This window comes from Arthrobacter sp. B10-11 (assembly GCF_033142195.1).
In the GTDB taxonomy this organism is placed as follows: domain Bacteria; phylum Actinomycetota; class Actinomycetes; order Actinomycetales; family Micrococcaceae; genus Arthrobacter; species Arthrobacter oryzae_C.
The window spans coordinates 473549-490884 of sequence record NZ_JAWMTH010000003.1; the positions used below are offsets into that span (position 1 = coordinate 473549).

The following is a 17336-nucleotide window of genomic DNA, read 5'->3' on the forward strand; positions in this document are numbered from 1 at the left end:
GCGATAGACCTCGCAGGACTCGTAAGGGATAGCCATCGGTGCCGTGTCCGCACGGGTGCTCGGAAAGATACCTCGGCATGCAGCGTTCGGAAACAGGATGCCGAGCTCGCTGGTCAAACGGAAGGTCCCAAGCCTTATGCCAAGGTATGGCTCCCAAGGCGACTCGTCGGTACGCTCGCACCAAGGACCCCAACATGAATAATGACCCCAATTCGGAGTTGCGACATGAGGAAAGCTGCGAAGGTTCTTCTCCTTATCCTGGCGGTTCTGGCTCTTTCCGCGGTCGTTTACTGGATAGGTGGACCCGAAGCCGGCGGGACTGCCTTGCTCATGATTTCAATCGGCGTGGGTGCTTATTTTGCCGTTGGATGGGGCGGCGACTACGCCACCAAGGTCGAGAGCTACCGCCCGGAGTTGATCTTGAAAAAGAGACCTTCCGACAGCAAGCCAGATCTTGGGGTTACTGACCGGACAGGCGAGGACAGGGGCCCAACCACTTAGCTTCCTCGTGGACAGGAATCTTCTCCCAACCCGTCGAGATTCGCTGCGCTCAGGGTTTCTCTAGGACCATGCAGCGTGAAGAGACCGGTAGCAATCCCAACCAAGGATTAGAGATTGGCAAAGATCAGGAGCATGGTGCAAACAAAAGCCACTCCGAAGAACAGGAAAGCCCACACCAAGAATTTTCGATTCCGCCGATCATCCAAGTACTCTCCTGATTTGCGTCGAAAGAATCCGATCATCAGGATGACCATTCCAAGCACGAGTCCAGCGACCATGCCGAAAATATAGGTGTCGTTCATTGCATTTCACCGGTTCTACTTAGGCGCATCTGACGTCTGCACGGCTCAACGCATCCCTGGGCTGCAGGCCTATGCAGAGCCTACCGGCGGGTAAACGGAATCAGCTGTTCAACCCCTTACAATTCGACCGTTGAGGGTTCCTGATTATGTCAATCCTTCTTGGCCCCGGTTGGACGGACATATCTGGCCCCACCAGGAGCCTTGAGGCGCTGTTCAGCAGACGAACCAGTGGAATCACTGAGCCACACGAGGGCCGTTCCCCGGACGGTTTGTAGGACTGGTCCTGCGGGACGATAACTGCGCTGGGTTCTAACTTCTTCGGCCAGGTCGGAGACGTTTCCGGTAGCGGATCGATGCTCCTATGGATCGTCAAGGGGCTTTGATGGGTTCTTTCATAGTGTGGGCAGGTTGTAGGGCGGCGTTGATTTCTCGGGCGACGTAGCGTTTGAGGCAGCGAATGATCTCGGGTTTGGACAGGCCTTGCTGGGTGCGCCGGTCAGCATAGGCGCGGGTGCGTGGGTCGTAGCGCAACCGGCCGAGAACGACGATGTAGAGGGCGTTGTTGGCGGCGCGGTCACCGCCGCGGTTGAGTCGGTGACGGTGGGTTCGGCCGCTGCTGGCCGGGATAGGAGCGGCCCCGCAGAGGTGCGCGAACGCAGCCTCGGACCGTAGCCGGTCTGGATTGTCCCCGGCGGTGACGAGTAGCTGCCCCGCGACTTCGGTGCCGACACCAGGAAGAGCGAGCATGTGTGGTGCGGCTACGGTGATGAGCTCCTTCAGCTCGGCGTCTGCTTCTGCAATTTCTTCGGTGAGGTGTTGGTGACGACGTGCCAGACGACGCAACGCGATCTTGGTGGCATGCTCCGGGTCGCCGAGAACACCAGTTGGTCGCATCCTGGCGCAGGTCATGATCAGTACCGTCGTACTCAGATGACGCAGCTGCTCTCGTAGCTGGGACGGAGCGGTGATCAGGAGGGCTTTAAGCTGGTTCGTGGCTTGGGTGCGGGCTTTGACCGCGCCGTTGCGGGCCACCCGAAGCGCGCGGATCGCTTCGATCCTTCCGTTGCGCGTCTTGGGTTCGCCCTCAGCCGTCCCTGATAGTGCAGCCCGGGCTGCCGCGTAAGCGTCCAGTGGGTCGGACTTTCCCTTCGCCCGTCGTGCTGAGCGGTCAGGCCGATTGACCTCCACCACTGTCACCCCGGTGTCTTTCAGGTATCGGGCGATCCCGGCACCATACGTGCCTGTACCTTCTATACCGACGCGCTCAAGCTGGCCGTGTCGACCTAGCCACGAGCCTAATGCCTGGTACCCGGCGGGCGTTGTGGGAAATTCACGGTCATCGAGTTGGCGACCGACGTGGTCCAAAACCGCGGCGTGGTGAGTGTGTCCGTGTGTATCGATTCCGCCTATGACGATGCCGGCAGCGGGGATCATGCGGGTCATATCCGTACCTCTTCTCGTTCGCATTCAACGTCATCCATTGAGTTGGCACGCGATGCTCGAGTGGGACGGACAAGCCAGTGATGGGCGCATTGTACGCACGCTCCTATGAGGTCACGCCACCGAGCCATTCGCACGCATTGGCACCATCCACTGGGCGACCAATCGGTCCAAGGACAACGAAGTCGCGTCAGGCTTACGGTGAGTCAGACCCAGTGAATGATGCCACCTACATCCTCACTGGCTTACGGGATCGTTTGTGCGGGCGGGTATGCGAGAAATGTTTCGTACCGTTTCGTGGGTGCTGGGTCCTCACCGGTGCCCGGAAGGGTACCTCGGCCTGCGGAGAGCGTCCTTCGAGCAGGACCACGCTTTGAGTTGCGTTGCTACTATCGCTGCATGGCCGATCTGAGAAAGCGGCGCGTGTGGCTTATCGCCATTTCAGTCGTCGGGTTTGTTGCTATTTCCCTCACCGGGGCGCTCATAGGTAAGGCGATGGGCTGGGCTCCGTTTGCCAGCACGGCGACAACGACAGTATTTGCAGTTGGCTTCGCCATGACAATGGTGGACCGAATTAGGAAGCTGAAGTGATACGCGTCCGGTGTTCCTCAATCGTCGCGCCGAAGGTTGCCAAGCGGCCGGTTCCCGTTAGGGGGTGAGGTATGGTCAGCGTTATACGTGAACACGGGACCGGATTGGGGAATGTTCGGAAGCGTCTGATGTGCCTGGCCATACTGGTCGTGCTCTCCGCACCGTCAGTAGTGTCATGTACTCCCGATCCGTCCCAGCCGGATGCAGCTACCCGTGAGGACTTCGCAAGAAGCGTCGTGGCAGCTGCCGCGACGGGTTCCGTTGAGCAGGTGGAGAAGCTCGTGCCAGAGGTATTCGTCAATGTCCGCCCTGAGGCGGAGCGCCTAGTCGAGTCCGCCCGAGGCTGGGACCCTGCGACCGTCGAGCTTAAATTCAGCAGGGACTTCCCTGAATTCGCACAAGTTGAGGCTCTGCAGCCGGGTGCGACAGCAGGGATCAAATACGAGATCTCTTGGGGCACCGGGCACTGGAATCTCGTGATGGGAACATCCAGCTACGAGCCAACCGGCAACGCCGTCCCGGGTAACCCGGGCACGGGAACGCCCAAAGTAATCGACGCGCCCAAATAGCCCGTATCCATCGGCTGTCGGGCTACGCGGCCACATGGCCACATGGCCAAAGCTTAGCCCGGTGAAGGTTCGCGTTTAGGCCGAGCTCTGAGGTCCTTTTCCACTGCTCTGGCGCCGCAACAGGATGAACAGGCCACCCACCACGATGACGAATGTGCTCACGGCAATCCCTAGCCAGAATCCCCATACGTTCTGAATGAAGAAGAACACGGACGGTCCGATAACAACCAGTGCCAGCATCCAGGGCGATAGGTTTTGGGATTCCGGTCCCAGCGGACCGGACCCCGATTCTTGACCCGGTTTCGTGCTCCGCCCAGCGATTCCTTTGGTTGGATCCGGCTTCATGGTCATCACTCCCGCCTGAGAATATGCCTCAGACTACGCGCAAGCATGACCCTTCGCCTAGACATCGTTCCTTGCCCACCAGGCCGCCACAAGTGCCCGATAAAGGTAGCTTTCCCCATGTACTGTCCATCCCTCACCACTTTTGCTCCCGTGTCTGGAACGGCCCAATTTCCGCCCGCTCAGGGTTCCGTCTGAGGGCGGTCAGTGTCGTTTCCGAGTCCACTTCGGTGTCTCGAAACCTCCGTGCATCAAAACGCTCAGCTTGTGAGCAAACCCAGTGTGCCCGGGAGCCGGCACGTGATGCGCCGTCCATGTCCGGTCGCCCTCGCCCGCCAGCAAGCCTATGGCTCTTAGGGGCAGGGTCTGGTACTGACCCAAAAAGCTCGCGCCCAGACACACCCGACGGTTTGTCCTGTATCACGGCGCGTGTCGGCAAGGCAGTCGAGGACGGCGTTCCTGATTCATCCCAATAGAAAGCCAGGACGAAGGCTGGCCGGCCGAAGGCGACGTGATTTGCGGGGGTCGCGATAAGTTAACGGAAGAACTGCCAAGGAGACGCCCATGGGCTACACCCATTACTTTCCACGCCTTGCGGCTTCCACGGACATCGTCAGCGATGCCAGGAAAATCATTGATGCCTCCGCGGTGACCATCTGCGGTCCGGCCGGCCAGGGACAGCCAATCCTGAACAAAGAAGACGGAATCCGCCTGAACGGCTTTGAGGCTGCCGGCGAATCCTACGAGACATTCCATCTGCGCGGCACCAAAGCGCCGCCCTACCCGGGAATGTGGACGTTCTGCACCACGGAGAACCGCCCCTACGACGTCGTGGTCACCGCCATCCTGATCGCCGCGGCGGTCCGGTCTCTGGACTCGACCACCGGCACCGTCCAGAGCGACGGTCGGTGGGACAGCTGGGCCGCCGGCGTGGACCTGTTCGAGCAGGCCGTGCGCCCGCTAACCGAGGACGAGAAGATCGCACTGGATCTCGACGTCGAGGCCATGCGCCCAGCGCCAGCTCCACCCGACGTTTCGTAGGAATCGCGGTGACCTAGCTGAATAGCTTGGGGACGAAAGATTGATGCTGGACGCCGTTGACCCGCTCCGCTCCGTCAATCGGGTGCTATAGGAGGCGCTCATATTCAGGGCTTTGTGCCCGATCCCCTGTGGGAACGATGGCCTTCCAGGCGGGTCTCCGCGCGATTATGTGATCAGTCTTTCGGCAGGGCCCGGCGCGGAGCCCCGAGCGCCGCCCAGGCGCGCCAGCGCGTTGCCAAGCCAACAGCCTCAGCCGCGCTGTTTGAACTCCATCGTGTAGCCACGAGATACCTACCTTTGTGCGCAACTCTTCAGCCACGTCCCCCGGCGGCCAGCACGGTGTGGCGCTTCGCCAAGCACCCCACCTTCATGAAGCCAGAGGCAACTACGCAGTCTGTCATTCTGATCCCCCATCATCGCTGGGCGGGCCCTCCACGCAACCAGGGCGCTCCGCGCCGCTCGCGATCCAAAGTTCCGTTCGGCGCTCCCCCGTCGCTTATTTCCTCACGAAACCTTGAACCGCTCCCGGTCCCCCAAGTTGCACTCCAGACCCTCAAACCCAGCGGTGACTCCGTCTATCAGAACGAAGCCCACATCTGACAGAAACGCCTACCGACCTCGGTACTAAAACGCCGAACAGCGAACGCCGTCAATGCCCGCTTGAAAGCCATTCACAGGACGAACTTGACTGGGGCGCCGCCGCTGCGCCCGGCCCGGATCCGGACCCACGCCCTTGAGAAAGCGACTTTCCCCGAACCCGAATGCAATCCGAAGAGGCGAACCGCGTTCAAGTCCCCGGCCTGTGGATAGGCGTCTGCGGGCTCGCAGGGACGCTGCTCCGCACGGTACTTGATGTCGTGGAGGTACTGGAGCGGTGAGCGGGGGCGTGTGAAGGTTCAGGTCACCACTACCCATTCGTCGGTGTAGTCGGAGAACCGAGGCTCGTCAGGGCAGTCGATAGTGGTCGCAATCACCGAGCCCACGTGCCCCTCGAACCGGACACAGGCACTGACAGTACGATGCTCACCCCAGAAGCCGCCGCTGGTCGTCAGGTGCTCGCGGTAATAGTGATCGGTGTGGAAATTCCCCTCGGCGTCCCAACCGAAGGCGTAGGGCTCACGGTTGCCGCTGATGTCGCCAAGCCTGGAGGCAACCAATCCCCTGTCCGCCGTGTCAGTGGCCGACGTGAACCGGACAAACCAGTCCTTGCCCTGGGCGGCTTCTTCGCGGATGGCGTTGCGCCCCATCTCCTCGATAGACGCCCTGCCGCAAGAGCTCATGACCAGCACCAGAGCCAAGACGGCGACGAGCTTCACCGAACGTGACATCTCTCCCCGAACTACCTGTCGAACATTCTGAGATCGATTGTCCCCTCAGTTGATGATTTCGCCCCGCTCATCGGCAAGGAGCGCGCCCAGGCGTTCTTTCCACGCCCGCAGTTCTTCGGGAGCCAGACGCGTCCAATCGGTGACTTCGCCGACGACCCTGAGCGGGGCACTGCTGCGATATGACCGGGTGGGATTGCCGGGGAATTTCTTGTCGGTCACGTTCGGGTCATTCTCGAAGACACCCGTCGGCTCGACGGCGTAAACCCTGGGCGCGCCGTCACCTGCTGCGAGTTCCGCAGCGAGCCCCGCACCGTTCGGAAGAGCGGTGAAATAGATATGGTTCATCACGACTTCTGGACGGTAGTTCGACCTGAAGCCGGCGCTCAGCAGGTCCCCGTCCCGGAGGTCGGCTTTCGTGCCGTGAAAGAACGGCCCTTCATCCACTGGGTGATTCACAGATACAGCCTAAACGGCGGCGTCACGGTCACACCGGAAGAAAAGCCCGGATCCCACACACCTTCACATTCTCGATGCGTCGTTCACCGGCACAGATGCTGTGCCGGTGTACCCGGAACGTCCCAGGAACCGCCGATCCAGGCCGTAAAGCTGCCATTGACGGCATGTGCCAGGCCTAAAGACGGGTCGCCACCTGCAGACGAATACGTATGACTTAAGTGTTGACAGTGTCAACACCCTCTTTGGCCGGACAAACACGGTACCTACTGCCGAACAAACGTCCAGAAGCAGCTTTCCAAGAGGGACGTCCAGCTAAAGCGGCTACGTCATGTCGTACCCGCCGCTCGGAACCATGAATAGGTGTAGGCCAACCAGGGCCAACCCGACAGAACCGGAACGAGGAAACCGCATAGCCCCAGCCGCAGCAGGCGGAAGGCCCACCAGCCAGGGTCTTGAACCCGTTATCCCACACACCTGAATAGGCCACCGCGGCGGCCAGGCCACAGCCCGCGAACCAGCCGTCAGAGCGACGCGACCACAAGCTTTGTCAACACGTCAAAGCAAAATCGCCTCTGACGAGGGAAAACGTCGTGCCCGAGGTGGGACTCGAACCCACACACCTTTCGATACCGCATTTTGAGTGCGGCGCGTCTGCCAATTCCGCCACTCGGGCGCGGATTACACGGGAGTAACAATCTTAGGCTCACAGCCCCGTTGTGAGCAACGCGATCGCTTCCAGTGCGCGAAATTACTCTACATGCAGATAGGCTGAATTCCAGAATCGCGCCAGTGAAGCCGCAACGAACCCAAGCAGTTCCAAGTACAACAGCGGGCACAACTAAGATGGACTAGTTCCCGCCGTACCTTTCAAGGAGTTCCCGTGTCAGAACAGACGGAGTCAAACCCCAACACCCAGCCGGCCCGCCGCGTGATTGTCGCCGAGGACGAGACCCTTATCCGCCTGGACATCATCGAAATCCTCCGCGGCGAAGGCTATGACGTCATCGGCGAAGCGGACAACGGCGAAAAGGCCGTCCAGCTGGCCGAGGAACTCAAGCCGGACCTCGTCCTGATGGACGTCAAGATGCCGGTCATGGATGGCATCTCCGCCGCCGAAAAGATCGTCAAGGCCCGTATCGCCCCCGTGGTGCTCCTCACCGCCTTCAGCCAGAAGGAGCTCGTGGAGCGCGCCCGCGACGCCGGCGCCATGGCCTACGTGGTCAAGCCGTTCACGCCCGCGGACCTGATTCCGGCCCTGGAAATCGCACTGTCCCGCCACGAGGAAATCAAGGCCCTCGAGAACGAGGTGTCTGACCTCCAGGAGCAGTTCGCCACCCGCAAGCTGGTAGAGCGCGCCAAGAGCCTGCTGACCACCAAGATGGGCCTCACCGAGCCCGAGGCTTTCCGCTGGATCCAGAAGACCTCCATGGACCGCCGCCTCAGCATGCGCGAGGTTGCCGAAACCATCATCAACCAGGTCAACTAACTGCACGGCTCCGGCAGACCGCGACCCGCCGGCAGCAAGGCAAGCGTCTGCCCGGCGCCTGCCACCCCGGCGCCGGCGGCCAAGACCGCTGGGTCAACAAAGACAAAAAGGGAGGATCCCCGCCAAATGGCGGGGATCCTCCCTTTTGCCCTGCGTGCGGCTCGCGCCGCACGCAGGGGACGTACTAGGCCTTCTTCTTCTTTTCCGGCCAGGGGCCGAGCTTTTCCTTGTTGCTGGCCACTTCGCCGATGCGGGTGGAGTCAGCGAGGTCGCCCACCTTGTGCACCTTCAGCGAGTTGGTCGAACCGGCCTTTCCGGGAGGGGAACCGGCGGCGATGACCACGAGGTCGCCGTCTTCCACCAGGTCCAGTTCCAGCAGGCTGCGGTCTACCTGGGCCGTCATTTCGTCGGTGTGGTCCACCATGGGAACCAGGACCGGCTGGATGCCCCAGGTCAGTGCAAGCTGGTTCCAGACGTGCTCCACCGGGGTGAAAGCAAAGACCGGCTTGACCGGGCGCAGGCGGGACAGGCGGCGTGCCGAGTCACCGGACTGGGTGAACGCACAGATGTACTTGGCGTCCAGCTGGTCGGCGATCTCGACGGCGGCACGGGTGATCGCGCCGCCACGGGTCTTGGGCTTGGTGCCCAGCGGGGGTACGCGCTCCAGGCCGTGGACCTCGGTGGATTCGATGATCCGGGCCATGACCTTGACGGTCTCGATCGGGTACTTGCCCACGCTGGTCTCGCCGGACAGCATGACTGCATCGGCGCCGTCGAGCACTGCGTTGGCGCAGTCCGAAGCCTCCGCACGGGTGGGGCGCGGGTTGTCGATCATGGATTCGAGCACCTGGGTGGCGACGATGACCGGCTTGGCCCAGCGGCGGGCCAGTTCGATGGCGCGCTTCTGGACGATCGGCACCTCTTCGAGGGGCAGTTCCACGCCGAGGTCGCCACGGGCCACCATGATGGCGTCGAAGGCGTCGATGATCTCGTGCAGCTGCTCAACGGCCTGCGGCTTCTCGATCTTGGCGATCACCGGCACGCGGCGTCCCTCTTCGTCCATGATCTCGTGGACGCGCTTGATGTCCGTGGCATCACGGACGAAGGACAGGGCAACCATGTCCACGCCGCGGCGCATGGCCCAGCGCAGATCGTCCTCGTCCTTTTCGCTCAGCGCGGGGACGTTGACGGCAACACCGGGCAGGTTGATGCCCTTGTTGTTCGAGACCATGCCGCCGACGGTCACCTGGGCGACCACCTTCACGTCGTCGACCTCGAGGGCCCGCAGGGCCACCTTGCCGTCGTCGATCAGCAGCGCGTCGCCGACGTTGACGTCATCGGTAAGGCTCTTGAGCGTGGTGGAGCAGATGTCCTTGGTGCCCGGAACGTCTTCGGTGGTGATGGTGAAGATGTCGCCGACGGCCAGCTCGTGCGGGCCGTCCACAAAGCGGCCAAGACGGATCTTGGGGCCCTGGAGGTCCGCCATGATGGCGACGGGCTTGCCGAGCTGCTTCGACGCCTTGCGGACGTTCTCGTATGTCACGTCGTGCACGGAGTAGTCGCCGTGGCTCATGTTCATGCGGGCAACATCCACGCCGGCTTCAACAACTGCGAGGGTGTTCTCGAAGCTGGAAATAGCCGGTCCGAACGTTGCCACGATTTTTGCGCGTCTCATATACCTACCCTATTGGTCTGTTTCTGGATTGGAGTTATACCGCAGGTGAACTTCCGTGGTCCCCCGTTTGTGACTACCGAGCGTATGACTAGAGAACGGCGATGGCCCGGTCGGTTGGGGCAACCGGGGCAGGCAGGATCGTCGTCCCCATCAGGAATTTGTCAACGGCTGCAGCGCAGGCGCGGCCCTCGGCGATGGCCCACACGATGAGCGACTGCCCGCGGCCGGCGTCACCGGCAACGAACACACCCTCGGTGTTGGTCATGTAGTAGCCGTCGCGGGCCACGTTGCCGCGGCCGTCGAATTCAGCGTGGACCTGCTCGGTAATCCCGGCAGGCTCCGCGCCGGTGAAGCCCAGGGACAGGAACACCAGGTCCGCGGGAATGATCCGCTCGGTGCCTGCCTTCGGGAGGCGCTTGCCGTCCACGAACTCGGTCTCGGCAACCTTCACGCCGGTGAGCTTGCCGTTTTCGCCAACGAATTCCACCGTGGAGGCGAGGTACGTACGCTCACCGCCCTCTTCGTGTGCACTCGCCACCTCGAAGAGCGTGGGGAACGTGGGCCAGGGCTGGTTCGGCGTGCGCTCCACGGACGGCTGCTTGCCGATCGCCAGGGTGGTCACCGAGGCGGCCCCGTGGCGGTGTGCGGTGCCGAGGCAGTCAGCACCCGTGTCGCCGCCGCCCAGGATCACCACGTGCTTACCCTTGGCGTGGATCTGGTTCTCCACCTGCTCCCCCGCCACCACGCGGTTGGCTGGAACGAGGTAGTCCATGGCGTAGTGCACGCCTTCGAGCTCGCGGCCAGGGATCGGCAGGTTCCGCGGCACGGTGGCGCCGGTGGCAACCACCACGGCATCGTACCGGCGGCGGAGCTGCTCCCAGGTCACGTCGGTGCCCACGGCAACGCCGGTCCGGAAGCGGGTGCCTTCGGCCTTCATCTGCTCAAGGCGTCGGTCAACCTGTTCCTTCTCCATCTTGAAGTCGGGAATGCCGTAGCGCAGGAGCCCGCCGATCTTGTCGTCGCGCTCGTACACGGCAACGGTGTGACCCACACGGGTCAGCTGCTGGGCCACGGCCAGGCCGGCGGGGCCGGAGCCCACCACTGCCACGGTCTTGCCCGTCAGGCGGGTCGGCGGCAGCGGGTTGACCCAGCCGTTGTCGAACGCCTGGTCAATGATGGAGACCTCAACCTGCTTGATGGTCACGGCGGGCTGGTTGATCCCCAGCACGCAAGAAGCCTCGCAGGGAGCCGGGCACAGCCGGCCGGTCCATTCGGGGAAGTTGTTGGTGGCATGCAGCCGCTCAATCGCTTCCTCGCCCTTGTCCCGCCACACGAGGTCGTTCCACTCGGGAATCAGGTTCCCCAGCGGGCAGCCCTGGTGGCAGAACGGCACACCGCAATCCATGCAGCGGCCGGCCTGGCTCTTCAGGACACCCTTTTCCTGGGCCTCGTACACTTCCTTCCAGTCCATGATGCGGACGGGAACGGGACGGCGCGGCTGGGTTTCACGCTGACGTACTTTCAGAAATCCGCGTGGATCAGCCACCGGTCACCTCCAGGATTCGAGACCATACTTCTTCGCCATCGGGGTCCAGGCCCTCTTCGATCGCGTCAAGACGGGTCTGCAATACGGCCGCGTAGTCGCGCGGCAGGACTTTGGTAATGCGGGCTGCGGTGTCGTCGAAGTTTTCGAGCAGCCGCTGCGCGTGCAGCGACTCGGTTTCCTCGACGTGCTTGACCAGGAGGCCGTGCACAATGTCGCGGTCTTCGGCATCCAGTTCGCGCAGCTGCAGTTCGCCGGATTCCAGCGCCTGCTTGTTGACGCGGGTGGTCCGCAGGTCCAGCACGTAGGCCGTTCCGCCGGACATGCCCGCACCGAAGTTACGGCCGGTGCGGCCGATGATCAGCGTCTGGCCGCCGGTCATGTACTCACAGCCGTGGTCGCCGATGCCTTCGACAACCGCCGTGGCGCCGGAGTTCCGGACCAGGAAGCGTTCGCCCACCTGGCCGCGCAGGAACATCTCGCCGCTGGTGGCACCGTAGCCGATCACGTTGCCGGCAATCACGTTGCTCTCGGCCTGGAACACGTTGGTGCGGTCCGGGCGGACGATGATGCGGCCGCCGGAGAGGCCCTTGCCCACGTAGTCGTTCGAGTCGCCGAACATCCGCAGCGTGATGCCGGCGGGCAGGAAGGCGCCCAGCGACTGGCCCGCGGTACCGGTCAGCGTGATGTCGATCGTGTCCGTCGCCAGCACATCGGTACCGAACGTCTTGGTCACGGTGTGGCCCAGCATGGTGCCAACGGAACGGTCCGTGTTGATGACGTCCACGGCGATCTTCACCGGGCTGCGGTCGGTCAGCGCCTCGGCTGCCATGGTGATGAGCCGCTGGTCGAAGTGCTTGTCCAGCTCGTGGTTCTGGCCGGTCAGGTTGCGCAGCGGGGCGTCGTCGTCGAACTCGAGTCCGTGCAGGATCGGGTCCAGGTCCAGCCCTTCGGCCTTCCAGTGGTTGATCGCCTCACGGGTGTCCAGCATTTCGGCGTGGCCGATTGCCTCTTCGATGCTGCGGAAGCCGAGCTCCGACAGGATCTCTCGGACTTCTTCCGCAAGGAACTCGAAGAAGTTGACCACGAACTCCGGCTTGCCGCTGAAGCGGGCCCGCAGTTCGGGGTTCTGCGTGGCAACGCCCACCGGGCAGGTGTCCAGGTGGCAGACGCGCATCATGATGCAGCCTTCCACCACCAGCGGTGCCGTGGCGAAGCCGAATTCCTCGCCGCCGAGCAGCGCTGCGATCACGACGTCGCGGCCGGTCTTGAGCTGGCCGTCCACCTGCACCACCACGCGGTCGCGCAGGCCGTTGAGCATCAGGGTCTGCTGGGTCTCTGCGAGCCCCAGCTCCCACGGAACACCGGCGTGCTTGAGCGAGTTCAACGGCGAGGCGCCGGTACCGCCGTCGTGCCCGGAAACCAGTACGACGTCGGCCTTCGCCTTGGTGACACCGGCGGCAACTGTGCCGATTCCCACCTCGGAAACGAGCTTGACGTGCACCCGGGCCGAAGGATTGGCGCGCTTGGCGTCGTAGATCAGCTGGGCGAGGTCTTCGATCGAGTAGATGTCGTGGTGCGGGGGCGGGGAAATGAGTCCGACGCCGGGGGTCGAGTGGCGCGTCCGGGCAACCCAGGGGTACACCTTCTGCGCCATCAGCTGGCCGCCTTCGCCGGGCTTGGCACCCTGCGCCATCTTGATCTGGATGTCGTCTGCGTTGGTCAGGTACAGGCTGGTCACGCCGAAGCGGCCGGAGGCAATCTGCTTGACGGCCGAGCGGCGCTCCGGATCCAGCAGGCGGTCCACGTCCTCGCCGCCTTCACCGGTGTTGGACTTGCCGCCCAGCCGGTTCATGGCGATCGCGAGGGTCTCGTGGGCTTCCTTGGAAATGGACCCGTAACTCATGGCACCGGTGGAGAAGCGCTTGACGATGCTGGAGACGGGCTCCACTTCCTCAAGCGGCACGGCGGGACGGGCGTCGGTCTTGAACTTCAGCAGGCCGCGGAGGGTCATGAGGTTCTCGGACTGGTCGTCCACGCCCCGGGTGTAGGACTTGAAGATGTCGTAGCGGCGTTCACGCGTGGCGTGCTGCAGCCGGAAAACCGTCTCCGGGTTGAACAGGTGCGGTTCGCCGTCGCGGCGCCACTGGTACTCGCCGCCGCCGAGCAGCGGGCGGTGCGGCTGCTCGATGCCGCCCTCCGGGTACGCCATCTGGTGCCGGGCCGAAACCTCAGCGGCGATGACGTCGAGCCCGACGCCGCCGAGCTGGGAGTGCGTGCCGGCGAAGAATTCGTCCACCAGCTCCTGGCCGAGGCCAAGCGCTTCGAACGTCTGGGCACCGGTGTAGGAGGCCACCGTGGAGATGCCCATCTTGGACATGATCTTCAGGACGCCCTTGCCGAGGCCCTTGATCAGGTTGTAGACGCCGTCCTGCGGCGTCACCCCGACAACGTCTCCGCTGCTGATGAGCTGTTCCACGGATTCCATGGCCAGGTACGGGTTGACGGCGGACGCGCCGTAGCCGATCAGGACTGCCACGTGGTGCGTCTCGCGGACGTCGCCGGCTTCGACCACCAGGGCGGTCTTGGTCCGGTTGGCGCTGCGCAGCAGGTGGTGGTGCACGGCGCTCACGAGCAGCAGCGACGGGATGGGCGCCCACTGGGCGTTCGAGTCGCGGTCCGAGAGCACAACGTACTGCACGCCGCGGTTGATGGCACCGGAGACCTGCTCGCAGATCTCCGTCAGGCGGGCGCGCAGCGCGTTTTCGCCGCCTTCGGGACGGTACAGGCCGCGGACCTTCATGGCGACCCTGTCGCCGTCGGGGCTTTCGATGTTCGCGATCTTGGCGAGCTGGTCGTTGTTGATCACCGGGAACGGCAGGGAAACCTGCGGCTGCCGGACCTGCTTGGTATCCAGCAGGTTGCCGTTCGGGCCGATGGCACACGTCAGCGACGTGACCAGCTCTTCGCGGATGGCGTCCAGCGGCGGGTTGGTGACCTGGGCGAAGGACTGCACGAAGTAGTCAAACAGGAGCCGGGGGCGCTTGGACAGCACAGCCACGGGAGTATCCGAACCCATGGCGCCGAGGGGCTCGGCACCGGTGCGGGCCATCGGGCCCAGAAGGATCTTCAGTTCCTCGGTGGTGTAGCCGAAGGTCCGCTGGCGGATGTTCACGGACGCGGCGGTGTGCACCACGTGCTCGCGTTCCGGCAGCTCGTTGAGGTCGATCAGGTTGTCCTTGACCCACTCCGCCCACGGGTTGGCGGCAGCGACTTCGGCCTTGACCTCTTCATCGTCGATGATGCGGCCGGCCTCAGTGTCCACCAGGAACATCTTGCCCGGGGAGACACGCCCCTTCTTGACCACCTTGGAAGGTTCGACGTCGATGACGCCCACCTCGGAAGCGAACACCACCAGGCCGTCTTCGGTGATCCAGTAGCGTCCGGGGCGCAGGCCGTTGCGGTCAAGCGTTGCGCCCACCAGGCTGCCGTCGGTGAATGAAACGGCGGCGGGGCCGTCCCACGGCTCCATCAGCAGGGAGTGGTATTCGTAGAACGCCTTGCGGGCAGGATCCATCGTGGCGTGGTTTTCCCAGGCCTCCGGGATCATCATCATGATCGAGTGCGTGATGGGGCGCCCGGAGAGCCAGAGCAGCTCGGCCACTTCATCGAACGATGCCGAGTCGGAGGCACCCGGGGTGCAGATGGGGTACAGCTCCTCGGGGGAATCCCCCAGCAGCGGGTTGGCCAGCTGCGACTGGCGCGCACGCATCCAGTTCCGGTTGCCCTTGACGGTGTTGATTTCACCGTTGTGGGCAATGGTGCGGAACGGCTGGGCCAGCGGCCAGGACGGGAACGTGTTGGTGGAGAAGCGCGAGTGCACGATCGCGAGCTTGGTCTTGAAGCGCTTGTCCGAGAGGTCCGGGTAGAACGGCTCCAGCTGGGCGGTGGTGAGCATGCCCTTATAGACAATGGTCCGCGAGGACAGCGACGGGAAGTACACGCCGAACTTGTTCTGGGCACGCTTGCGGATGCGCCAGGCACGGGAGTCGAGTTCGTTGCGCTCCAGCACTTCCCCGGTGCTGGAGGCAAAGAACGGCTGGGAGAAGTACGGCATGCAGGCCCGGGCCATGGCACCGACGAGGTCGGCGACGATCGGAACTTCGCGCCAGCCCAGGACCGTGAGTCCCTCATCGGCGGCGAGGCTTTCGATGCCTGCCTTGGCGGCATCGGCTTCACGCTGCTCGGCGGGCAGGAATGCCGTACCGGCGACGTACTGTCCGGGTGCCGGAAGCTCAAACTCGGTGACGGCGCGGAAGAACTCGTCCGGGATCTGCATCAGCAGCCCGGCGCCGTCGCCCGTTCCCTCATCGGCACCTACGGCACCGCGGTGCTCGAGGTTGCGCAGTGCCGTCAGGGCGGCGTCGACGATGTCATAGCCGGGCTCCCCGCGGAGCGTGGCGATGATGGCGAGGCCGCAGGCGTCCTTCTCCTGCTCCGGGTTGTAGAGCCCACCGGCCTCCGGCAGCGCCGCGAACCGCTTGAACGGCGACATGGCAGGTGCAGGCTGGTTCGGTTCGGACCAACTGGGGCTGTGAAGAGTTTGGGTCATGGGAGACGTCCTTCCTCCTGATCGAGCGTATGGAAGGGACAACGTTGGCCCCACTCGCGGTGCCTGTGTGATGGGCACAACAAAGTGTTACTTACTGGAAATTGTAGGTCAGCCCGGCCTGCTGAACTAACAGTTACGCAGGCCCTGACCTGGGCTTGACCCGGCGGCAGCTCTGTGCTGACGGGAGGGGGCCCTGGTGCCACGACGCTGTGGGAACGGGCGCTGCGGGCGGTAGCCCTGCTGCCCGGTTTGCCGGCCCTGACTACTTGGTGCGGTCAGTGTCCGGCGCGGATCCGGAGTCCTGGTGAAGGGAGTTTTCACTTCCCGGCGCGCCCTTGGCGGGCGTGGTGCCGGCAGTTGATTCCCTCACCGCTTCAGTTGGGGCGGAAGTGTGCCCCGGACCGCTTTGGTTATCAGGGAGATTACCACGGGACCCACTATCTGAGACACTCTTGTCCGAATGCCGGATGCTTTTGCCCTCCGCCGGAACGGCTGCCAGTTCGGCAACTTCCGCCTTGTTGTCCTCGGCGTCGCCGTCATTGTCGGCCGGAACGTGACCGGCAAGGTACGGAGTGTCCGGCTCATCACGCTTGCGAAGGCCCAGCACGATGAACACGATCAGGGCCGCCAGGAAGACGAAGATGCTGGTCCAGACGTTGAGGCGGGTGGTGATGCCGAACAGGTTGATCTGTTCGGCATCGTCGATGCGCATGGCCTCGATCCAGACGCGGCCGAGCGTGTAGTACATGGCGTACAGCCAGAACAACCGTCCGCGCCGGAAGTTGAACTTCCGGTCGAGTGCAAGCAGGATCACGACGCCGGCGATGTTCCAGAGGGATTCATAGAGGAACGTCGGGTGGAAGAGGGTGTCGGCCGGCATTCCGGCCGGGAAGTTCGCGTTGTCAGCGTCGATCTGCAGGCCCCAGGGAAGCGTGGTGGGCCCGCCGAAGAGTTCCTGGTTGAAGTAGTTGCCCCAGCGGCCCACAGCCTGGGCCAGCAGCAGGCCCGGTGCGGCGGCGTCCAGGAACGCGGTCAGCTTGACCCCCGCCCGGCGGCAGCCGATCCAGGCGCCGACAGCACCGAGCAGCACGGCGCCCCAGATGCCCAGTCCGCCGCGCTGGATCTGCGGAATCAGGGAAAGGTCACCCGTGCCGTCGAAGCCGGGGCCGAAGTACGCATCCGGGGAAGAGAACACGTGGTAGAGCCGGCCGCCGATGATGCCGAACGGGATGGCCCAGATGGCGATGTCCCACAGGCTGCCCTCCGGTGTGCCGCGCTTGTTCCAGCGGACCGAGGTCAGCCACAGGCCAACCACGATGCCGGCGAGGATGCACAGCGCGTACGCGTGGATGCGCAGCGACCCCCACGGCAGCGGGATATCGAACCCGGACCAGTCCGGGCTCGGAATGCTGGCGGGGACCATGGCCGCCACGTGGAGGACAGTCTGCAT

Annotated in this window: 12 protein-coding genes and 1 tRNA gene; 5 read left to right on the plus strand and 8 right to left on the minus strand. The window is 63.5% G+C overall.

The annotated features are described in order from the left end of the window. Nucleotides 1-225 precede the first annotated feature (225 nt). Complete coding sequence (locus RW112_RS12060) at nucleotides 226-501, plus strand: hypothetical protein (protein ID WP_317781965.1); 276 nt, start codon at nucleotides 226-228, stop codon at nucleotides 499-501. Nucleotides 502-1172: 671 nt separating this feature from the next. Here the strand turns inward: RW112_RS12060 and RW112_RS12065 are convergent. After that, nucleotides 1173-2246 carry an IS110 family transposase gene (locus RW112_RS12065; protein ID WP_317781966.1) on the minus strand — a complete coding sequence of 358 codons (1074 nt, stop codon included), beginning with the start codon at nucleotides 2244-2246 and terminating at the stop codon, nucleotides 1173-1175. Between the two features lie 396 nt (nucleotides 2247-2642). On the opposite strand from RW112_RS12065, the gene RW112_RS12070 reads away from it, so the two are divergent. The 3 genes from RW112_RS12070 to RW112_RS12080 all read left to right on the plus strand — a co-directional run bounded on the left by RW112_RS12070 (nucleotide 2643) and on the right by RW112_RS12080 (nucleotide 4786). Continuing rightward, nucleotides 2643-2834, plus strand: coding sequence for a hypothetical protein (locus RW112_RS12070; RefSeq protein ID WP_317781967.1), 192 nt, complete (start codon nucleotides 2643-2645; stop codon nucleotides 2832-2834). Nucleotides 2835-3070: 236 nt separating this feature from the next. Continuing rightward, on the plus strand, nucleotides 3071-3403 hold the full coding sequence (locus tag RW112_RS12075; RefSeq protein WP_317781968.1) for a hypothetical protein: 333 nt from the start codon (nucleotides 3071-3073) through the stop codon (nucleotides 3401-3403). Nucleotides 3404-4309: 906 nt separating this feature from the next. Further along, nucleotides 4310-4786 carry a hypothetical protein gene (locus tag RW112_RS12080; RefSeq protein WP_317781969.1) on the plus strand — a complete coding sequence of 159 codons (477 nt, stop codon included), beginning with the start codon at nucleotides 4310-4312 and terminating at the stop codon, nucleotides 4784-4786. Between the two features lie 896 nt (nucleotides 4787-5682). On the opposite strand, the gene RW112_RS12085 is transcribed toward RW112_RS12080, so the two are convergent. The 3 genes from RW112_RS12085 to RW112_RS12095 form a co-directional block, all read right to left on the minus strand. After that, a complete protein-coding gene (locus tag RW112_RS12085; RefSeq protein ID WP_317781970.1) occupies nucleotides 5683-6066 on the minus strand; it encodes a hypothetical protein in 384 nt (127 codons plus the stop codon). Nucleotides 6067-6159: 93 nt separating this feature from the next. After that, nucleotides 6160-6570 (minus strand): NAD(+)--rifampin ADP-ribosyltransferase, encoded by a 411-nt coding sequence (gene arr / locus RW112_RS12090; protein ID WP_317781971.1) that lies wholly within the window; start codon nucleotides 6568-6570, stop codon nucleotides 6160-6162. Nucleotides 6571-7161: 591 nt separating this feature from the next. After that, nucleotides 7162-7243, minus strand: a tRNA-Leu gene (locus RW112_RS12095). A 207-nt stretch (nucleotides 7244-7450) separates the two neighbouring features. On the opposite strand from RW112_RS12095, the gene RW112_RS12100 reads away from it, so the two are divergent. Beyond that, nucleotides 7451-8056 carry an ANTAR domain-containing response regulator gene (locus tag RW112_RS12100; RefSeq protein WP_011691554.1) on the plus strand — a complete coding sequence of 202 codons (606 nt, stop codon included), beginning with the start codon at nucleotides 7451-7453 and terminating at the stop codon, nucleotides 8054-8056. Between the two features lie 184 nt (nucleotides 8057-8240). Here RW112_RS12100 and pyk read toward each other — a convergent pair whose 3' ends face one another. The 4 genes from pyk to lgt form a co-directional block, all read right to left on the minus strand. Then, nucleotides 8241-9731 (minus strand): pyruvate kinase, encoded by a 1491-nt coding sequence (gene pyk, locus RW112_RS12105; protein ID WP_317781972.1) that lies wholly within the window; start codon nucleotides 9729-9731, stop codon nucleotides 8241-8243. An 88-nt stretch (nucleotides 9732-9819) separates the two neighbouring features. After that, nucleotides 9820-11277, minus strand: coding sequence for a glutamate synthase subunit beta (locus tag RW112_RS12110; RefSeq protein WP_317781974.1), 1458 nt, complete (start codon nucleotides 11275-11277; stop codon nucleotides 9820-9822). Next, nucleotides 11270-15886 (minus strand): glutamate synthase large subunit, encoded by a 4617-nt coding sequence (gltB, locus tag RW112_RS12115; RefSeq protein WP_305940615.1) that lies wholly within the window; start codon nucleotides 15884-15886, stop codon nucleotides 11270-11272. The genes RW112_RS12110 and gltB overlap by 8 nt, the downstream gene beginning before the upstream one ends. A 262-nt stretch (nucleotides 15887-16148) precedes the next feature. Continuing rightward, on the minus strand, nucleotides 16149-17336 hold the full coding sequence (gene lgt, locus RW112_RS12120; protein WP_317781975.1) for a prolipoprotein diacylglyceryl transferase: 1188 nt from the start codon (nucleotides 17334-17336) through the stop codon (nucleotides 16149-16151).

Excerpts from the sequence above, each read along its gene's own strand:
- RW112_RS12070 (WP_317781967.1), top strand. The coding sequence starts at position 2,643 with ATGGCCGATCTGAGAAAGCGGCGCGTGTGGCTTATCGCCATTTCAGTC.
- RW112_RS12085 (WP_317781970.1), bottom strand. The coding sequence starts at position 6,066 with ATGAGCTCTTGCGGCAGGGCGTCTATCGAGGAGATGGGGCGCAACGCC.
- RW112_RS12065 (WP_317781966.1), bottom strand. The coding sequence starts at position 2,246 with ATGACCCGCATGATCCCCGCTGCCGGCATCGTCATAGGCGGAATCGAT.
- RW112_RS12060 (WP_317781965.1), top strand. The coding sequence starts at position 226 with ATGAGGAAAGCTGCGAAGGTTCTTCTCCTTATCCTGGCGGTTCTGGCT.
- gltB (WP_305940615.1), bottom strand. The coding sequence starts at position 15,886 with ATGACCCAAACTCTTCACAGCCCCAGTTGGTCCGAACCGAACCAGCCT.
- pyk (WP_317781972.1), bottom strand. The coding sequence starts at position 9,731 with ATGAGACGCGCAAAAATCGTGGCAACGTTCGGACCGGCTATTTCCAGC.
- lgt (WP_317781975.1), bottom strand. The coding sequence starts at position 17,336 with ATGCAGACTGTCCTCCACGTGGCGGCCATGGTCCCCGCCAGCATTCCG.
- RW112_RS12080 (WP_317781969.1), top strand. The coding sequence starts at position 4,310 with ATGGGCTACACCCATTACTTTCCACGCCTTGCGGCTTCCACGGACATC.